We start from the raw sequence: 17,539 nt of genomic DNA on the forward strand, positions 1-17,539 counted from the left end.
GGTGCTCCCAGCGGCTTATGTACCAACTGGTTACGTACCAGATGGTGAGGTGACCGCCGTCACCGTGTCAAGCCGCCGGGGCCAGTTCGTCCGGCGGGGACGGGGAGGCGCAGGTCAGCGGCCGGTCAGCCAGTCCACGACGAGGTCGCCGAGCACCCGGCGCTGGTGGTCGCGGCGGGCCGGGTCGAGCATGTCGCGGCCGAAGATGGCGCCGAAGGTGTGCCGGTTGGCGGTGCGGAAGACGCAGTAGGCACTGATCACCTGGTGCACGTCGAGCGCGTCGACGTCGTCCCGGAACAGCCCGGCGTCCCAGCCCCGCTCGAGGATCCGGCCGAGGACGTCGAGGGCGGGGTTGGCCAGCGTGGAGAGCACCTCGGAGCGGGCGATGTGCTCGGCCCGGTGGATGTTCTCGATGCTCACCAGCCGGATGAAGTCCGGGTGCGCCTCGTGGTGGTCGAAGGTCAGGCCGGCGAGCTCCCGGATGGCCTCGACCGGGTCGAGGTGCTCCACGTCGAGCTGCTGCTCCACGCCGCGGATGCGGCTGTAGGCCTGCTCGAGGACGGCGACGTAGAGCTGCTCCTTGCCGCCGAAGTAGTAGTAGATCATCCGCTTGGTGGTGCTCAGCTTGTCGGCGATCTCGTTGATGCGGGCGCCGGCGTAGCCGCGGTCGGCGAACTCGGCCGTGGCGACGGCGAGGATCTCCGCCCGGGTCCGGTCGGCGTCCCGCGTGCGCTCGGGTGCGCTCCCCGGGCCGGGGAGGGGCTCGTCCTCCGAGTACTGCGCAGCCACTTCGGACCCCTCCCGCTCCGACGACCCGTCCCGTTCCCGGGAAGCGTAGAAGGACCCCCCTGCCCCCCACCGCTCGCAGGCTCGCGGCGGGACCCTGCAGGGGGGCCGTGGTGTGGATCACGGCGGGGGCTGGCGGGCGGCCGCCGGATGTGGTCCCCTGTAACAACTCACCAGTTGGTACATAGGCAGGAGACGGTCCATGACCTCCGGCGCGCGAAGCTTCCTGGTCGGTCTGGTCGGCAGCGGCATCGGCCCCTCGCTGACCCCTCCGCTGCACGAGCGGGAGGCCGACGAGCTCGGCATCCGCTACCTCTACCGGCGGCTGGACCTCGACGTCCTGCAGCGGCCGGCCACCGCCATCGGCGAGATCCTGGCCGCCGCCCGGCTGGCCGGCTACGACGGCCTCAACGTGACCCACCCCTGCAAGCAGCTGGTGCTGCCGCACCTCGACGAGCTCTCCCCCGACGCCGAGGCGCTGGGCGCGGTCAACACCGTCGTCCTCCGCGACGGCCGGGCGGTCGGGCACAACACCGACTGGTCCGGCTTCGCCCGCGCCTTCGACCGCGGGCTGCCCGAAGCCGCGCTGGACCGCGTGGTCCTGCTGGGCGCCGGCGGGGCGGGGGCGGCGGTCGCGCACGCCCTGCTCACCCTGGGCACCCGCCGGCTGACCGTGGTCGACGTCGACCCGCAGCGGGCCGTGGAGCTGGCCGGCGCCCTGCGCGAGCGGTTCGGCGACGCCCGCGCCACCGGCGGCAGCCTCGCCGGCCTCGAGGGAGCGCTGCGCGACGCGGACGGGCTGGTGCACGCCACCCCGACCGGCATGGCTGCCCACCCGGGCCTGCCGGTGGACGCCGGCCTGCTGCGCCACGAGCTGTGGGTGGCCGACATCGTCTACCGCCCGCTGGAGACCCAGCTGGTGCGCACCGCCCGGGACCTCGGCTGCCGGGTGCTCGACGGCGGCGGCATGGCCGTCTTCCAGGCCGTCGACGCGTTCCGGCTGTTCACCGGCGTCGAGCCCGACGCCGAGCGGATGCTCGCCCACTTCACCTCGCTGGTCTCCGGGCCCGATGTCCGCATCCCCTGAGCGCCCGCGGCGGGCCATCGCGACCGTCTGCCTCTCCGGCACGCTGGAGGACAAGCTCTCGGCGGCCGCGGCCGCGGGGTTCGACGGCGTCGAGGTCTTCGAGCCCGACCTGGTCGCCTCGCCGTGGTCGCCCGCGGAGCTGGCCGCGCGCTGCGCCGACCTGGGCCTGTCGATCGACCTGTACCAGCCCTTCCGGGACCTGGACTCCACCGACCCCGACCGCTTCGCCCGCAACCTGCGGCGGCTGGACCGCAAGCTCGACGTCATGACCGCGCTCGGCGTGGACACCGTGCTGGTCTGCTCCTCGGTCGCCCCGGACGCCGTCGCCGACCCCGACGTGCTCGCCGGGCAGCTGGCCGCCGCCGCTGCGCGCGCCGGCGAGCGCGGCGCGCGCATCGCCTACGAGGCCCTGGCCTGGGGCAGGCACGTGTCGACGTGGGAGGCGTCGTGGGACGCCGTCCGCCGGGCCGACTCCCCCGCCCTCGGGCTGTGCCTGGACAGCTTCCACGTCCTCTCCCGCGGCGGGGACCCGGCCGGCTTCCTCGACGTGCCCGGCGAGAAGCTGTTCTTCCTCCAGCTCGCCGACGCACCGCAGCTGCGGATGGACGTCCTGCAGTGGAGCCGCCACCACCGGCTCTTCCCCGGTCAGGGCGCGTTCGACCTGCCGGAGTTCCTCGGCTGCGTGCTCGCTGCCGGCTACACCGGGCCGCTGTCACTGGAGGTCTTCAACGACGTCTACCGGCAGGCCGACCCGGGCCGGACTGCGGTCGACGCCATGCGCTCGCTGCAGTGGCTGGAGGAGGCGCTCGCGCTGCGCTCCCCCGATGCCGGGCTGCCCTCCCCGCCGCCGGCGCCGGCGCTGTCGGGCTGGTCGTTCACCGAGCTCGCCGTCGACGGCGTCTCCGGGCCGCAGGTGGCGGCGGTGCTCGGCACGCTCGGGTTCACCCACACCGGGCAGCACCGCTCCAAGCCGGTCCAGCTGTGGGAGCAGGGGCAGGCGCGGGTGCTGCTCAACGCCTCCGTCGTCCGCCCGTCGGCCACCGGCGTCGCCTCCGTCGCGGCGCTCGGCCTGGAGAGCGCCGACCCCGGCCGCTCCGCGGCGCGGGCCGAGGCGATGAGCGCGCCGGTGCTGCCCCGCACGCGGGGGGCGGCGGAGGCCGAGCTGTCCGCGGTCGCCGCGCCCGACGGCACGCAGGTGTTCTTCACCCGCACCGGACCCGACGGCTGGCCGGCCGACTTCCTGCCCACCGGCGCGACCGCCGGCCCCGGCGCCGGCCTGACCCGCGTCGACCACGTCGGGCTCACCCAGCCCTTCGACGCGTTCGACGAGGCCGGGCTGTTCTACCGGGCGGTGCTCGGGCTGGAGCCGCAGGAGGTGACCGAGTTGGCCGCGCCCTTCGGCCTGGTGCGCACCCGGGCGGTCACCGGGCCGGACCGGGCGGTGCGGCTGGCGCTGTCGGTCTCGGCGCTGCGGCGCGGCGGGTGGGCGCCCGGCGTCCCGGAGCCGCAGTACGTCGCCTTCGCCACCGACGACATCGTCGCCACCGCGCGGGCGCTGCGGGCGGCCGGCGCGCCGCTGCTGCCGGTGCCGGCCAACTACGCCGACGACCTCGAGGCGCGGCTCGACCTGCCCGGCGACCTGCTGGAGCCGGTCCGCGAGCACGGCCTGTTCTACGAGGAGGACGCGCACGGCGGGTACCTGCACCTGGCCACCCAGGTCCTCGGCGACCGGGTGTTCGTCGAGGTGGTGCAGCGGCTGGGCGGCTACGACGGCTACGGCAGCGCCGACGCGCCGGTCCGGATGGCGGCGCACCGCCGGCTGCGGCAGGCCGCCGTCCTCCCTCGGTAGCGGGCGCGGCACCCCACTACCGGCGGCGGGTCTCCGGGAACAGCAGGTCGACGAAGCGCTGCCCGGTCGGCTGCGGCTCGTGGTTGGCCAGCCCGGGGCGCTCGTTGGCCTCGATGAACACGTGCTCGGGCCCGTCGAGGTCCGGCACCATGAAGTCCAGGCCCGTGACCGGGATGCCGATGGCCCGGCTGGCCCGGACGGCGGCCTGCGCGATCTCCGGGTGCAGCCGCGCGGTCACGTCCTCGATCGTCCCGCCGGTGTGCAGGTTCGCCGTCCGGCGCACGCGGATCCGCTCCCCCGCGGGCGGGACGTCGTCCATCGCGTACCCGGCGGCGGCCACCACCTCGGCGGTGACCTCGTCGAGCGGGATCCGCGACTCGCCCCCGGTGGCCCGCTCCCGCCGGCGACTGGTCTCGCGGACGAGCGTGGTGACGTCGTGCCGCCCGTCCCCCACGACCTCGGCCGGACGGCGGACGGCGGCGGCCACCACCTCGTGGTCGATGACGACCACCCGCAGGTCCTCCCCCGGCACGCACTCCTCGACGAGCACGTCGGGGCAGTGCCGCAGGGCCAGGTCGACCGCCCGCTGCAGCCCCGCCCGGTCGGTGACCCCGACGGTGATGCCCTTGCCCTGCTCGCCGCGCGCCGGTTTGACGACCACGTCGCCGACCTCGCCGAGCAGCGCGAGCGCGGTGGTCAGGTCCCCTCCGGTCACCTCGGCGCCGCGGGGCACCCGGACGCCGGCGCCCTGCAGGATCCGGCGGGTCACCCGCTTGTCGTCGCAGCGGCTCATCGCCACCGCCGTCGTCAGCTCCGACAGGGACTCGCGGGTCAGCAGGCTGCGCCCCCCGAGGGACAGCCGAATCTCGCCGAAGGCGGCGTCGGTGACCTCCACGCGGATGCCGCGGCGCAGTGCCTCGTCGGCCACGATGCGGGCGTAGGGGTTGAGGTCGTCGAGGCCGGGCGGACCGGCCACGAACAGCGGCGCGTTGATCGAGTTCTTCCGCTTGACGGCGACCGCCGACACCTGCCGGAACCCGAGCTTGCGGTAGAGCGCGATGGCCCCGTCGTTGTCGTGCAGGACCGACAGGTCCAGGTAGGCCCGGCCGCGGGCGAGGTGGCGCTCGGCGAGCACCCGCACCAGCGCCTCACCCGTCCCCGGTGGCGCGTTGCGCGGGTCCACCGCCAGGCACCACAGGCTGCTGCCGCCCTCCGGGTCGCCGAAGGCCAGGACGTGGTCCACCCCCGTCACCGTCCCGATCACCTGCCCGGTCCGGCGGTCCTCGGCGACCAGGTGGGTGATCGTGCGGCCGTGCAGGTTCCGCCACGTCGTCGCCCGGTCGCCGGTGACCATGCCGGCGGTGCGGTGGATCCGCTCCATCTCGGTGACGTCGCCGGGGCAGGTCACCGTGCGGACGAACACCGCGTCGATGAGGTCACGGCGGGGGCGGTAGCGGTGCAGGTCCAGCCGGAGCGTGTAGCTCGGGTCCACGAACAGCTCGTCCGGGGCCAGCCCGACGAGCACCTGCGGGTCCCGCGGGTAGAGGCAGATGTCCCGGCGACCGGGGCTCTCGTGCCGCAGCACGTCGACGATGCCGTGCAGGTCGGCGAACGTCTGGCCGAACACCAGCCGCCCCCAGCCCAGGTCGAGGGCGACGCCCGGGTGCATGCCGCGCAGCTGGTGTTCCGACGGCGGTCGCCAGGGGTGGCCGGTGAGTGGCGCCTGGGCCACGCCGGACGGACGGCGGCGCACCTCGGAGCGCGTCACCACGGGACACGCCCGGGGGCCGGGAGGGGCAGGTCGGGGACCCGCGTGCTGACGCGCATGGGGAGCCATCCCTGGGGAGACGGGTCCGCACCCTCGGGACGCGGACCGCCGGATGCGCCGCGCGGCGTTCCCGCGCGAGCAGTCCTCCGGGTCCACGGCGAGTTTCTGCACCGGGCCGGGCCGAGGTGGCCTGCCCCGGCCGGCCTCCTCCGAAACGCGCCCGTAACAGAAGGGGCCCCGCCCGGGTGTCGCCGACGCCGGGGTGGGGCCATGATGGGGGCGCCCGCAGCCCGCTGGGCTCATCGCCGCGGCCGGCGGCCTCCTGCAGGGACGCATCCATGAGCTCTCGCCCTCGCACCTCCCCTCCGGGATCGACCCCGTGACCGCCATCGCGCCGCGGCCGATCGTCAGCCGCCCGAGCGCCATGCCGCAGGCGGCCAGGGGCTCCCGGCTGTCGAACCTGCTGCGCACCACCGACCACAAGACGATCGGCCTGATGTACCTGGTCACCGCGTTCGTGTGGTTCTTCATCGGCGGGCTGATGGCCATGCTCATGCGCGCAGAGCTGGGCCGGCCGGGGCTGCAGTTCCTCTCGCCCGAGCAGTACAACCAGCTGCTCACCATGCACGGCACGGTGATGCTGCTGTTCTTCGCGACGCCGCTGTTCTTCGCCTTCGGCAACCTGATCATGCCGCTGCAGATCGGCGCGCCCGACGTCGCGTTCCCGCGGCTGAACGCCTTCTCCTACTGGCTGTTCCTCTTCGGCAGCACGATCGCCGTCGCAGGCTTCGGCACCCCGGGTGGGGCCGCCGACTTCGGGTGGTACGCGTACACGCCGCTGTCCGACGTCGCCCACTCGCCCGGCGCCGGGGCGAACCTGTGGATCGCCGGCCTGGCCGTCTCCGGCCTGGGCACCATCCTCGGTGGCGTCAACTTCATGACGACGATCGTGTGCCTGCGGGCACCGGGCATGACGCTGTTCAGGATGCCGATCTTCACCTGGAACACGCTGGTGACGAGCATCCTCGTGATCTTCGCCTTCCCCATCCTCACCGCGGCCCTGTTCGCCCTGCTGGCCGACCGGCAGCTCGGCGCGCTGGTGTACTCGGAGGAGAACGGGGGGCCGATGCTGTGGCAGCACCTGTTCTGGTTCTTCGGGCACCCCGAGGTCTACATCATCGCGCTGCCGTTCTTCGGCATCGTCACCGAGATCATCCCGGTGTTCTCCCGCAAGCCGCTGTTCGGCTACAAGGGCATGGTCTTCGCGACGCTGGCCATCGGTGGCCTGTCACTGACGGTGTGGGCGCACCACATGTACGCCACCGGCGCGGTGCTGCTGCCCTTCTTCGCCTTCCTGACCTACCTGATCGCCGTGCCGACCGGCATCAAGTTCTTCAACTGGATCGGCACCATGTGGCGCGGCCAACTGACCTTCGAGACGCCGATGCTGTGGTCGATCGGCTTCCTGGTCACCTTCCTGCTCGGTGGGCTGACCGGCGTGCTGCTGGCCTCCCCGCCGCTGGACTGGCACCTCAACGACAGCTACTTCGTCGTCGCCCACTTCCACTACGTCGTGTTCGGCACCGTGGTCTTCGCCGCCAACGCCGGCGTCGCCTTCTGGTTCCCCAAGATGTGCGGCCGGATGCTCGACGAGCGCCTCGGGAAGCTGCAGTTCTGGATGACCTTCATCGGCTTCCACGGCACCTTCCTCGTCCAGCACTGGCTGGGCAACGAGGGCATGCCGCGCCGGTACGTCAACTACCTGCCCACCGACGGGTTCACCACGCTGAACACGGTCTCCACGATCTTCTCGTTCGTCCTCGGCGCCTCGGTCATCCCGTTCGTCTACAACGTGGTGAAGTCGTGGCGGCACGGGCCGCTGGCGTTGCGCGACGACCCCTGGGGCCACGGCAACTCCCTGGAGTGGGCGACCTCCTCGCCCCCGCCGCGACACAACTTCACCGAGATCCCGAGGATCCGCTCCGAACGGCCGGCGTTCGAGGCGCACTACCCGCACCTGGTCGACCGCCTGGAGCGGGAGAAGCACGTCGGCGGCCGGCACGAGCCCTACGCCGGTGTCAGCGACGTCGGCCTCACCGCCGGCGAGCGCCAGGGTTCCCGCGACCCCGACCCGACCTGAGCCGGCGCCGTGGCCTCGGCACGGAGGGCGGGGCGTCCCGCATCCGGACCGGCTCCCCCCGTGTCCGGGGCGGGGTTCCGCGCGTGCGGGGCTGGGTTCCCCTCGTCCGGGGCGGACCGCCCCCGGACGGAGCGGGAGGCCCTGGCCGACATCAACGACGCGCTGGAGCGCGACGCCCCGGACCTCGCCCGGTCCTTCGGCACCCTCGCCACGCCGCGCCCCGGACGGTGGCTCGCCGGGCTGGCGGTCTGCGCCGTGGTGGCGGGTGCGGCGTTCGCGGTCCTCGGCGTCCGGGCCGTCGGGGTGGTGGCGCTGCTCCTCGTGCTCGGCGGCCCGGTCGTCGTGTGCCTGGGGCTCCCCGACGGCGGGGAGCCGACAGCCGGGCCGCGCGGCGGAACCGACCGGGGCCGTCAGCCCCGCAGGTGGGTGTCGAGGAAGCGCAGCATGCGGGCCCAGGCGTCCTCGGCCGACGGATGGTGGTAGCCGAAACCCGCGATCCGCTCGAGGACGGCGAACGGGCCCACGTTGTGCCGGTTGAGGAACGAGTGCCCGGCGTCGGGGTACTCGTGGACGTCGTGCGGGACGCCGTGCCGGGTGAGGACCCCCTCGAGTCGCTCGGCCGCCCCGCGCAGCGCCCGGTCACGCCGGCCGAAGCTGGCCACGACCGGGCAGGCACCGCCGAGCACCTCCTCGGCGTCCTTCGGCAGCAGCCCGTAGTTGGGTGCTGAGACGTCGAAGCCGCGGGTGGCGGCCAGCAGCGCGAACCCGCCGCCCATGCAGAAGCCGACGATCCCCACCCGGTCGGTGCAGTCGGGCCGGTCGGCCAGCCACCGGCGGGTCGTCTCCAGGTCGCCGAAGGCCGGGCCGTCCTGCCGGAGCAGGTCGCCGAACGTGCGCTTGAGACAGCGCAGCCCGCCGGCGGTGAACAGGTCCGGGGCGACGGCGAGGTACCCGGCGGCGGCGAGCCGGTCGGTGTGCGCCCGGACGTCGTCGGTGAGCCCGAACGCCTCGTGCACGACCACGACCCCGGGCCACGGAGCGTCCCCGACCGGCGGCACGGCCAGGTGGGCGCGCAGGTGCGGGGCGCTGACCGCGCCGGGGATCGTCGTCTCGGGCACCCTGGATCTCCCTCCGCCGGGGAACGGACGCTACCGACCCGACCGGGTCCCGGCAGGTCGCAGAGGAGGACCCGTGCGCACGGTCCGATCCCGTCCGTGGACGCGCGCGGCGACCCTGGCCACCCGGGCGCTCCGGCTCGTCCCGGTGCTGGTCGGGGCGCGGCAGCGCGAGTACCGGCGGCTGCTGGCCCAGGCCCGCCACCGGCCAGGATGGTGGAACCGCAGGCTGCAACCGCGCGCCGGGTGCTGAGCCGCGGGCGCGCGCGGGGGGCTTCCCTCGGCTGGCCGACGGCGGGAAGGTCGGGTTCCCGCGCCGCCACCGGAGGACCGACCATGAGCTCAGCGACGGGCACCACCGACCCCACCTTCTACCGCAGCGCGGCCGAGGCCATCGCCGCGCCGACCGAACAGCTCGCGTACGTGGTCGCCTTCGACCGGGCCGGCCAGAAGCCGGACGCACTCACCGTCGTCGACACCGACGCGGACTCCCCCACCTACGGGCAGATCGTCGGCTGGGCCGACCTGCCCACCGTGGGCGACGAGCTGCACCACTTCGGCTGGAACGCCTGCTCCAGCGCGCTCAAGCACGAGGGCCACGACATGGGCCACGACGGGCTGCAGCGGCGCTACCTGCTGCTGCCGGGGCTGCGCAGCTCGAACATCCACGTCTTCGACACCCGGCCCGACCCGCGCCGGCCCACGCTGCACAAGACGATCGAGGCCAAGGAGCTGGCGGATAAGGCCGGCTACTCCCGGCCGCACACGCTGCACTGCGGGCCGGACGGCGTCTTCCTCACCTGCCTGGGCGGCGCGAGCGACGGCGACGGGCCGGGGGGCATCGCCCTGCTGGACCACTCGACCTTCGACGTCCTGCGGGCGTGGGAGACCGATCGCGGGCCGCAGTACCTGGCCTACGACGCCTGGTGGCACCTCAACCAGAACACGCTGGTCTCCAGCGAGTGGGGCACGCCGAACATGGTCGAGGACGGGCTGGTGCCCGAGCTGCTGCTGGGCGGCAAGTACGGGCACCAGCTGCACTTCTGGGACCTCGCCGAGGGCCGGCACGTGCAGACGGTCGACCTCGGCGCCGAGCAGCAGATGGTGCTGGAGCTGCGGCCCTCGCACGACCCCGAGGCGACCTGGGGGTTCGTCGGCGTCGTCGTGTCGACGGCGGACCTGTCGGCGTCGGTGTGGCGCTGGTTCCGCGACGGCGACGAGTGGAAGGCCGAGAAGGTCATCACCATCCCGGCCGAGCCGGCCGACCCCGAGGACCTGCCGCCGGCGCTCAAGCCGTTCTCCGCGGTGCCGCCGCTGGTCACCGACATCGACCTGTCGGTCGACGACCGGATGCTGTACGTCTCGTGCTGGGGCACCGGGGAGCTCAAGCAGTACGACGTCTCCGACCCGGCCGCGCCCCGCGAGGTCGGCTCCATCCACCTCGGGGGCGTCGTCCGCAAGACGCCGCACCCGGCCGCACCGGAGAAGGCGCTGGCCGGTGGCCCGCAGATGGTGGAGATCAGCCGCGACGGCCGGCGGATCTACCTCACCAACTCCCTCTACGGCGCCTGGGACGACCAGTTCTTCCCGGCCGGCGTCGGGTCGTGGATGGCGAAGATCGACGCCGACCCGCAGTCGGGTGGGATGACCCTCGACGAGCGGTTCTTCCCGCACGGCGAGGACTGGCGGGGTCTGCGGCCGCACCAGGTGAGGCTGCAGGGGGGCGACGCCTCCTCCGACTCCTACTGCTACCGCTGACCCACCGGACGGCCACCGCCCTGCTGCTGCCGCCGGTTCAGTAGGGCGGTGGTGTGGTGACCGCGGTCAGGCCGGTGGGGGTGGTGACGGTGAGCGTGCCGTCGGGGGCGAGGGTGTGTCGCCAGCCGGGGGCCTGGTGTTTGCCGCGGTGGTCGGGGGTGCAGTAGCCGGCGAGGTTGGCCGCGGACGTCGGTCCGTCCGGATGGGGCCGGTTGTGGTCGAGTTCGCCGCCGGCCGGCACCCGGCGGCGACAGCCGGGAAAGCGGCAGCGGCGGTCGCGGGCGCGGACGAAGCGGTCGAGCGCGGCGTCGGGCCGGTAGCCGGCGGCGGGACCGGGCGCACCGAGGCCGGGCCGGGCGGTGAGGTCGTGGTCGCAGCGGTCGGGCCGGCGGCGGCAGGCGGGGCGGCCGCAGTGCGCGGCGCGGCGCAGCCCGGGCAGGTCGGTGAGCGCGGTCAGGGCGCCGGTGAGCGCGTCGGTCAGAGCCAGGCGGGGCCGGTCGGCCAGCCCGCCGCCGGCGGTGGCGGCCAGCAGCGCGGCCAGCTCCTCACGCTGGGCGTCGCTCGCGGCGGCGAGTGCGGCCAGGCTGTCGGGCGCGGCGGTGAGCCGGCCGGCCGGGCTGGTGTGCCAGACGGCCTCGTCGGCGGCGTCGGCCGCTTCGGCGGTGCGCAGCAGCCGCCGGGCGTGGCCCAGCGCGAGCGTGGCGGCGTGCACGGCCGCGGCGGCGTCATCGACCGCCCGGTCCGCGCCCGCCCACCAGCCGCTGGGCGGTGGCGGCTGGTCGCGGTCGGCCGGCGGATCGGGATCGGCCAGCGCCTCTGCGTCGAGACCGGAGTCGGCGCTGTCGAGGTCACCCGGATCGGCGCCGGGCCGGCCCTCGGGTGGGGCGGAGTCGGCGCTGTCGAGGTCGCCCGGGCCGGTGACGGGCCGGCCCGCGGGCCGGGCCTCGGGCAGGTCGGTGGACCAGGCATCCGGTGGGCGTTCGGGTTCGCCGTCGAGCTCGCCGGCGAGCACCCGGCGTTCCATCTCCGCCCACCAGCGCGCCAGCTCGGCCTGCTCGACCTCCTCCCACGGCCGGTCGTCGGCAGCGGACGCGGCGGGCTCCGGGGTGGCCGCCGTCGGCGGTTGCCCGTCGACGGCCGCGAGATCGTGGCCGGTGAGGCCGCGCAGCAGGTGGCGGACCATCTCGGCCGGCACCACGTGCCCGTCGACCTCGCCGGGCGCGTCCCCGCCGAGCAGCGTGGCCACGGAGGCCACCACGGTCAGCAGCACCTGCACCGGCGGCAGATCGCCCTCGCCGGGGCGCAGCACCAGATCCAGCAGGCAGTCGACCATCTTCTGCCCGCGGGTGCGCTCATCCCCGGGTTCGGCGCCCAGGGCGTCGGCGCAGGCCCCCAGCGCCCGGTGCAGCGCCTGCGCCTCGGGCATGGTGCACACCACGGTCAGCGCGGCCATGCCCACGGTCCGCTCCGGGCTCAGGCTGATGCCCCGCTGCCGCAGCGCGCGGGCGAGGTCCTGGGCGGCGTCGCGGGCGTTGTGCCGGGCGACCACGCGGCGCACCCGATCCCCCAGCTGCGCGGGGGTGGTGACCCGGTGCCGGGTGTGCACCCAGGCAATCAGCTCGTCCAGGATGCGGGCGCGCAGCGCCGCGTCGCTGATCGGCGCGACGTGCTCGAGCAGGCACCACAGGTGCCCGACGTGCAGCACACCCGCCTCCAGTGCGGCCAGCGCCTCCGGCAGCCGGTGCACCAGGGTCAACGAGCGCTCCAGCTCGGCCTCGGCCTTCGGGGCGCTGAGGTTCAACGCGATCGCCAGCTCCGGCGCCGCCCACTCACTGACCGCCCGCAGCACCTCGGACCGCGCCGCCCACCGCTCGGCGCTCATCGCCCCTGGCTCGCCCTGCGCCCGGTCGACCGAGGAGGGCCGGGTCGCGGCGAACGCCGCCACCGCCCGCGCCCGCAGCGCGGTCTGCCGGGCGATCTCCCGATCCGCGGCCTGCACCGCACCCAGCGGCCCCGACGCCCAGCCCACCGCCGGCGGCGCAGCGGAGAGCGGCGGGTGTTCCGCCTCCGCTGTCGTCTCCACCGTCACGCATTCGATCATATGTTCGAATGGACAGTCGGCGCAAGGGCTGTGGACGGCGAAAGGCCAGGTCAAACTGCTGACCACGTCCGGACGCCCGAGCCCCCGTGCTCAGCCGGTGAAGGCGCCGGTCTCGGCCAGCCGCGCCGGGGTCACCGTCTTGAGGCGCGCCACGGCGTCGGCCAGCGGGACCAGCTCGATCTCGGTGCCGCGCAGCGCCACCATCTGACCGTGCCGGCCCTCGTGCGCGGCGATCGTCGCGTGCAGGCCGAAGCGCGTGGCCAGCACCCGGTCGAACGACGTCGGGGTGCCCCCGCGCTGCACGTGGCCGAGCACGGTCGTGCGCACCTCCTTGCCGGTGCGCCGCTCGAGCTCGTCGCCGAGCTGCTGGGCCACGCCGGTGAACCGCCTGTGGCCGTACTCGTCGACGCCGCCGTCCCGGACCAGCATCGTGCCGGGGATCGGCGAGGCGCCCTCCGCGACGACCCCGATGACGTGCGTGTCGCCGCGGGCGAACCGGTCCTCGACGATCTTGGCCACCTCGGCGACGTCGAAGGGCTCCTCGGGCACCAGCGTGACGTGCGCACCCGACGCCAGCCCCGCGTGCAGCGCGATCCAGCCGGCGTGCCGCCCCATGACCTCGACCAGCAGCACCCGCTGGTGGGACTCGGCGGTGGTGTGCAGCCGGTCGATGAGGTCGGTGGCGATGCTGACCGCGGTGTCGAACCCGAAGGTCAGGTCGGTGCAGTCGATGTCGTTGTCGATCGTCTTCGGGATGCCGACGACCGGGACTCCCGCCTGCGAGAGCAGGTGTGCCGCGGTGAGGGTCCCCTCGCCGCCGATCGGGATGAGCACGTCGACCCCGTGCGCGGCCAGCACGGCCTTCATCTGCGGCAGGCCGGAGTGCAGCTTCTCCGGGGCGACGCGCGCCGAGCCCAGCGTCGTCCCGCCGCGGGTGAGCAGGCCGTCGACGGCGGCGACGTCCAGCGGCGTCGTCCGGTCCTCCAGCAGCCCGCGCCAGCCGTCGCGGAACCCGACCACCTCGCTGTCGTAGTGGGCCGTCGCCGTGCGGACGACGGAGCGGATGACGGCGTTCAGGCCGGGGCAGTCGCCCCCGCCGGTCAGGATCCCGATGCGCACCGGCGAGCTCCTCGTGTCGTGGGCCGGGTCGTCGCCGACGATACGTCATGACGACATGACGACACGCCGACACGTGTCAATTCTGTGTGTCGATCGGCGTGCTGCTCCCGCCCGCCCACACGTCCAGCCCCGCGCGCCCCGGCTGTCTGCCCAGCCACAGCAGGACCGCCGCCTGGGCACGGACGGCGACGTCGGTACAGGCGCGGCTCCTTCCGAGGGCCACCGGCACCGGCGGCGCCTCGGCGAGGCTCACGCCGGGAGGCCGACGGTCCCGGGCGGCTGGGGCAGCTCGGCGGTCGACGCCGGGTCCGGCGCACCGGCCGCACCGGCCGCACCGGCCGCACCGGCCGCAGGCTGCGGGGACGGCGGCGCTGCCTCGGCGGGCGCCGGCGCGGACTGCCCGGCGGGCGGGGTGGGGGCCGGCTCCCAGCGGGAACCGCTCTGGGCGTGGTCGGGGTGGGTCACGGTCTCCTCCGGTGTCGGGATGAGTGCCCACCGTGACCGGCTCGCCTGTTCCGAGCCCGTGCGGGTCCTGCGTGTTCGCTGGACGGCTCAGCCGACCTCGGTGACCCCCGCGGCGTGCCGGCGGGCCAGTTCGCGGTAGATCCCGGGGTTGCCGTCGACCCAGCGCGCGGCGCTGGCCGACAGCGGTCCCCGCACCAGGGCCGGCGCACCGAGGGCCACGACCTCGTCGGGGACCTCCATCCCGGGCGGCACCAGGCTATGCGCGCCGACGAGGGCCCGGCGGCCGATCCGCGCGCCGTCCTGGACCGTCGCGCCGTTGCCGATCAGCGCCTCGGCCCCGATCACGGCGCCGTGGACGACGCACATGTGGCCGACCGTGGCGCCGGGACCGACCTCGGTCTCCGGGTCGGTGCCCCCGTGCAGCACCGAGTTGTCCTGCACGTTGGCCCCGGCCCGGACCACGATCCGGCCGAAGTCGGCGCGCAGCACGACGCCGTACCAGACCGACGCCCCGGCCTCGACCACGACGTCGCCGACCAGCGTCGCGGTCGGCGCGACCCACGCCTCCGGGTGGACCTGCGGGCTGCGGCCTTCGAAGGAGAACAGCGGCACGCGGGGCAGCCTAGGCCGGGCACCTCCGGGCCGCTGACCAGGCTCGTTGCGATCGGATGACGCTCCGAACCACACGCGGCCGGGTGTGGCCCGGCCCCGGCGCGGGACGGCAGGGTCGCGGGCGTGACGTCGTGGGTGTGGGTCCAGTCCGTGCACAACCTCCACTGCCCCCGCTGCGGGACGCGGCTGGTGCAGCGGGCCGGGCGGTACGACCTGCCGCACCGGACGGCGCCGGTCTACGTCGGCGACGTGGAGACCCTCACCTGCCGGTCGGGGCACGCGCTGCCGGACCGGAGGGTCCTCTACGCGTACCGGGAGCGCCGCGGGCTGCCGCGGCAGACGCGGGTCCGGGAGGTCGCCCCGCCGCAGTGAGGCCGCCGGTCAGGCGCGCCCCGTCACGAACCCCAGGGGTCCTCGAGCACGAACATCGGCGTCAGGCCGGTCAGCTCCAGCACCTGGCAGAACCGCGGCCTGGCGCAGCGGAGGACTGCCGGCCGCCCCGCGCCGGCCGCCTGCCGGGCCCAGCGCACCAGCATCGCCAGGCCGGAGGAGTCGATGTAGCCGAGTCGGTCGACGCAGACCGCCACGACCTCCCCGATCCGGACGCCGTCGGCGTGCATCTGCGACACCAGCGGTGCGTCGACGTCGCCGCACAGGTACAGGACGGGGCCGCCGTCCTCGTGCACCACCTCGAAGGAGCCGCTGGGCGGCTCGTGCGCATCCCCCCGCAGGACTCCCACGCCGCACACTGTGGCGTCCCGCCGGTTCCCGGGCAAGGCCTTGAGAACTGCAGCGTTCCGCAAGCAGTCCGGCGGTGCCCCGGGCGCCGTCCGCAACGCCGGCGGAGGGGTGCGGCCGGTCACGGCGGGGCCGTGCCGCGGTAGCCGGGCGCGCGGCCGGCGGGGCGGGGCTCCCCGGCCGACAGCAGCGGCAGCACCCGCCGAGGCACCAGTTCGGACAGGGCGACGACGCTGGTCGAGCGCACCACCGACGGCGAGCGCCCCAGCCGCACCAGGGTGTCCTGCAGTGCGCCGTGCGACTCGGCGGCGACCCGGCACAGCACGTCGCCGGAGCCGGTGGTGGCGTGCGCCTCCAGCACGCCGGGGATCGCGCGCAGGTCGGCGGTGACCTCCTCCAGCGCTCCCTGGGCGATCTCCAGCGTCACGAACGCCTGGACGCCGTAGCCGGCGGCGGCCAGGTCGACGTCCGGGCCGTAGCCGGTGACCACCCCCGACTCCTCCAGCCGGCGCAGCCGCGCCTGCACCGTCGCCCGCGCCACGCCCAGCCGGCGGGACAGCTCCAGCACCCCGGCGCGGGGTTGCTCGGTGAGGGCGGTCAGCACCGCCAGGTCGAGCGCGTCGAGCCGCTGCTCCACCGCCACCTCCCGCATGAGCAGAACGGACAGCTCATCGCCCGTCCTGGCCGCCGAGCTGGCCGGATCGACCAGTCCGATCGAGACATCTTGCCCACTCCGGGGCGCGGAGGTGAGCTGGACCACCACCGGAGGAGCCACGGGAGCGCGCCATGAGCCTCGAGCACACGCTGACCGACGACGAGAAGCTCGCGAGCCTGACCCTGGAGGAGCTGCGCCAGCTGGTCGGGCTGGTCGAGCACGACCCGGCCACCGACCCGTTCCCGGTCAGCGGCTGGGACGCACTGGTCTGGGTCGTCGGCAACGCCACCCAGACCGCGCACTTCTTCCAGTCCGCGTTCGGCATGGACCTGGTGGCCTACTCCGGGCCGGAGACCGGCAACCGGGAGTCGCGCAGCTACGTGCTGACCTCGGGCGCCGCCCGGTTCGTCGTCCAGGGGGCCTACGACCCGACCAGCCCGCTGGCCGACCACCACCGCCGCCACGGCGACGGCATCGTCGACATCGCCCTCGCCGTCCCGGACGTCGACCGGTGCGTCGCACACGCCGCCGCCCAGGGCGCCACCGTGCTGGAGCCGCCGCATGACGTCACCGACGAGCACGGCACGGTCCGGCTGGCCGCGATCGCCGCGTACGGCGACACCCGGCACACCCTGGTCGACCGCTCGCGCTACGCCGGCCCGTACCTCCCCGGCCACGTCGCCCGGACGTCGTCGTTCGTCCGGCGGCCGGGCGCCCCGAAGCGGCTGTTCCAGGCGATCGACCACGTGGTGGGCAACGTGGAGCTCGGCGCCATGGACCGCTGGGTGGACTTCTACAACCGGGTGATGGGCTTCACCAACATGGCCGAGTTCGTCGGCGAGGACATCGCCACGGACTACTCCGCGCTGATGAGCAAGGTCGTCGCCAACGGCAACCACCGGGTGAAGTTCCCGCTCAACGAGCCCGCCCCGGGCAAGAAGCGCTCGCAGATCGACGAGTACCTGGACTACTACGGCGGCCCGGGCGCGCAGCACGTGGCGCTGGCGACCAACGACATCCTGGCCACCGTCGACGCCATGGCCGCCGAGGGCGTGGAGTTCCTCGCCACCCCGGACTCCTACTACGAGGACCCCGAGCTGCGCGCCCGTATCGGCGAGGTGCGGGTGCCGGTCGAGGAGCTGCAGCGGCGCGGGGTCCTGGTCGACCGCGACGAGGACGGCTACCTGCTGCAGATCTTCACGAAACCGACCGGCGACCGGCCCACGGTCTTCTTCGAGCTGATCGAGCGGCACGGCTCGCTGGGCTTCGGCAAGGGCAACTTCAAGGCGCTGTTCGAGGCGATCGAGCGCGAGCAGGCCCGCCGCGGCAACTTCTGACGCCTCCAT

General features: G+C 74.6%; 17 protein-coding genes. 8 read left to right on the plus strand and 9 right to left on the minus strand.

Annotated features, from left to right (window positions below):
* Positions 1-114: 114 nt before the first annotated feature.
* Positions 115-789, minus strand: coding sequence for a TetR/AcrR family transcriptional regulator (locus ACI79D_RS09200; protein ID WP_456918065.1), 675 nt, complete (start codon positions 787-789; stop codon positions 115-117).
* 199 nt (positions 790-988) lie between these two features.
* Between ACI79D_RS09200 and ACI79D_RS09205 the strand changes: the two genes are divergently transcribed.
* Positions 989-1,873, plus strand: a complete 885-nt coding sequence (locus ACI79D_RS09205; protein ID WP_456918066.1) for a shikimate dehydrogenase — start codon at positions 989-991, stop codon at positions 1,871-1,873.
* Positions 1,857-3,722 carry a bifunctional sugar phosphate isomerase/epimerase/4-hydroxyphenylpyruvate dioxygenase family protein gene (locus ACI79D_RS09210; RefSeq protein ID WP_456918067.1) on the plus strand — a complete coding sequence of 622 codons (1,866 nt, stop codon included), beginning with the start codon at positions 1,857-1,859 and terminating at the stop codon, positions 3,720-3,722. Before ACI79D_RS09205 ends, ACI79D_RS09210 begins: the two co-directional genes overlap by 17 nt.
* A gap of 16 nt (positions 3,723-3,738) precedes the next feature.
* On the opposite strand, the gene ngg is transcribed toward ACI79D_RS09210, so the two are convergent.
* Positions 3,739-5,490 carry an N-acetylglutaminylglutamine synthetase gene (gene ngg / locus ACI79D_RS09215; RefSeq protein WP_456918068.1) on the minus strand — a complete coding sequence of 584 codons (1,752 nt, stop codon included), beginning with the start codon at positions 5,488-5,490 and terminating at the stop codon, positions 3,739-3,741.
* Between the two features lie 379 nt (positions 5,491-5,869).
* Here ngg and ctaD point away from each other — a divergent pair, with 379 nt between their 5' ends.
* Together ctaD and ACI79D_RS09225 are read left to right on the plus strand one after the other, a co-directional pair.
* Entirely contained in the window at positions 5,870-7,630 is a 1,761-nt protein-coding gene (gene ctaD, locus ACI79D_RS09220; protein WP_456918069.1) for an aa3-type cytochrome oxidase subunit I, read from the plus strand.
* Positions 7,631-7,690: 60 nt separating this feature from the next.
* Positions 7,691-8,113, plus strand: a complete 423-nt coding sequence (locus tag ACI79D_RS09225; protein WP_456918070.1) for a DUF3040 domain-containing protein — start codon at positions 7,691-7,693, stop codon at positions 8,111-8,113.
* Here the strand turns inward: ACI79D_RS09225 and ACI79D_RS09230 are convergent.
* Positions 8,041-8,748, minus strand: coding sequence for a dienelactone hydrolase family protein (locus tag ACI79D_RS09230; protein WP_456918071.1), 708 nt, complete (start codon positions 8,746-8,748; stop codon positions 8,041-8,043). The genes ACI79D_RS09225 and ACI79D_RS09230 overlap by 73 nt on opposite strands.
* A 73-nt stretch (positions 8,749-8,821) precedes the next feature.
* On the opposite strand from ACI79D_RS09230, the gene ACI79D_RS09235 reads away from it, so the two are divergent.
* Positions 8,822-8,998: a hypothetical protein gene (locus tag ACI79D_RS09235; protein WP_456918072.1), complete on the plus strand. Its 177-nt coding sequence runs from the start codon at positions 8,822-8,824 to the stop codon at positions 8,996-8,998.
* An 83-nt stretch (positions 8,999-9,081) separates the two neighbouring features.
* Entirely contained in the window at positions 9,082-10,503 is a 1,422-nt protein-coding gene (locus ACI79D_RS09240) for a selenium-binding family protein (RefSeq protein ID WP_456918073.1), read from the plus strand.
* A 37-nt stretch (positions 10,504-10,540) separates the two neighbouring features.
* Here the strand turns inward: ACI79D_RS09240 and ACI79D_RS09245 are convergent, their stop codons facing one another.
* The 4 genes from ACI79D_RS09245 to ACI79D_RS09260 all read right to left on the minus strand — a co-directional run bounded on the left by ACI79D_RS09245 (position 10,541) and on the right by ACI79D_RS09260 (position 14,800).
* Positions 10,541-12,592, minus strand: coding sequence for a DUF222 domain-containing protein (locus ACI79D_RS09245; RefSeq protein WP_456918074.1), 2,052 nt, complete (start codon positions 12,590-12,592; stop codon positions 10,541-10,543).
* A 102-nt stretch (positions 12,593-12,694) separates the two neighbouring features.
* Complete coding sequence (locus ACI79D_RS09250; protein WP_456918075.1) at positions 12,695-13,723, minus strand: ATP-dependent 6-phosphofructokinase; 1,029 nt, start codon at positions 13,721-13,723, stop codon at positions 12,695-12,697.
* 249 nt (positions 13,724-13,972) lie between these two features.
* The gene (locus ACI79D_RS09255) at positions 13,973-14,188 is read right to left on the minus strand and encodes a hypothetical protein (protein ID WP_456918076.1); all 216 of its coding nucleotides are present in this window, start codon (positions 14,186-14,188) and stop codon (positions 13,973-13,975) included.
* Positions 14,189-14,275: 87 nt separating this feature from the next.
* Positions 14,276-14,800 (minus strand): gamma carbonic anhydrase family protein, encoded by a 525-nt coding sequence (locus tag ACI79D_RS09260; RefSeq protein ID WP_456918077.1) that lies wholly within the window; start codon positions 14,798-14,800, stop codon positions 14,276-14,278.
* Between the two features lie 123 nt (positions 14,801-14,923).
* On the opposite strand from ACI79D_RS09260, the gene ACI79D_RS09265 reads away from it, so the two are divergent.
* Complete coding sequence (locus ACI79D_RS09265) at positions 14,924-15,172, plus strand: hypothetical protein (protein WP_456918078.1); 249 nt, start codon at positions 14,924-14,926, stop codon at positions 15,170-15,172.
* Positions 15,173-15,195: 23 nt separating this feature from the next.
* Here ACI79D_RS09265 and ACI79D_RS09270 read toward each other — a convergent pair whose 3' ends face one another.
* Together ACI79D_RS09270 and ACI79D_RS09275 are read right to left on the minus strand one after the other, a co-directional pair.
* Positions 15,196-15,540, minus strand: coding sequence for an STAS domain-containing protein (locus tag ACI79D_RS09270; protein WP_456918079.1), 345 nt, complete (start codon positions 15,538-15,540; stop codon positions 15,196-15,198).
* 119 nt (positions 15,541-15,659) lie between these two features.
* Positions 15,660-16,190, minus strand: coding sequence for an Lrp/AsnC family transcriptional regulator (locus ACI79D_RS09275; protein ID WP_456918080.1), 531 nt, complete (start codon positions 16,188-16,190; stop codon positions 15,660-15,662).
* A gap of 134 nt (positions 16,191-16,324) precedes the next feature.
* Here ACI79D_RS09275 and hppD point away from each other — a divergent pair, with 134 nt between their 5' ends.
* Positions 16,325-17,530, plus strand: coding sequence for a 4-hydroxyphenylpyruvate dioxygenase (hppD, locus tag ACI79D_RS09280; protein ID WP_456918081.1), 1,206 nt, complete (start codon positions 16,325-16,327; stop codon positions 17,528-17,530).
* The last annotated feature ends 9 nt before the right edge of the window (positions 17,531-17,539 follow it).

Source organism: Geodermatophilus sp. SYSU D00708, assembly GCF_054050115.1.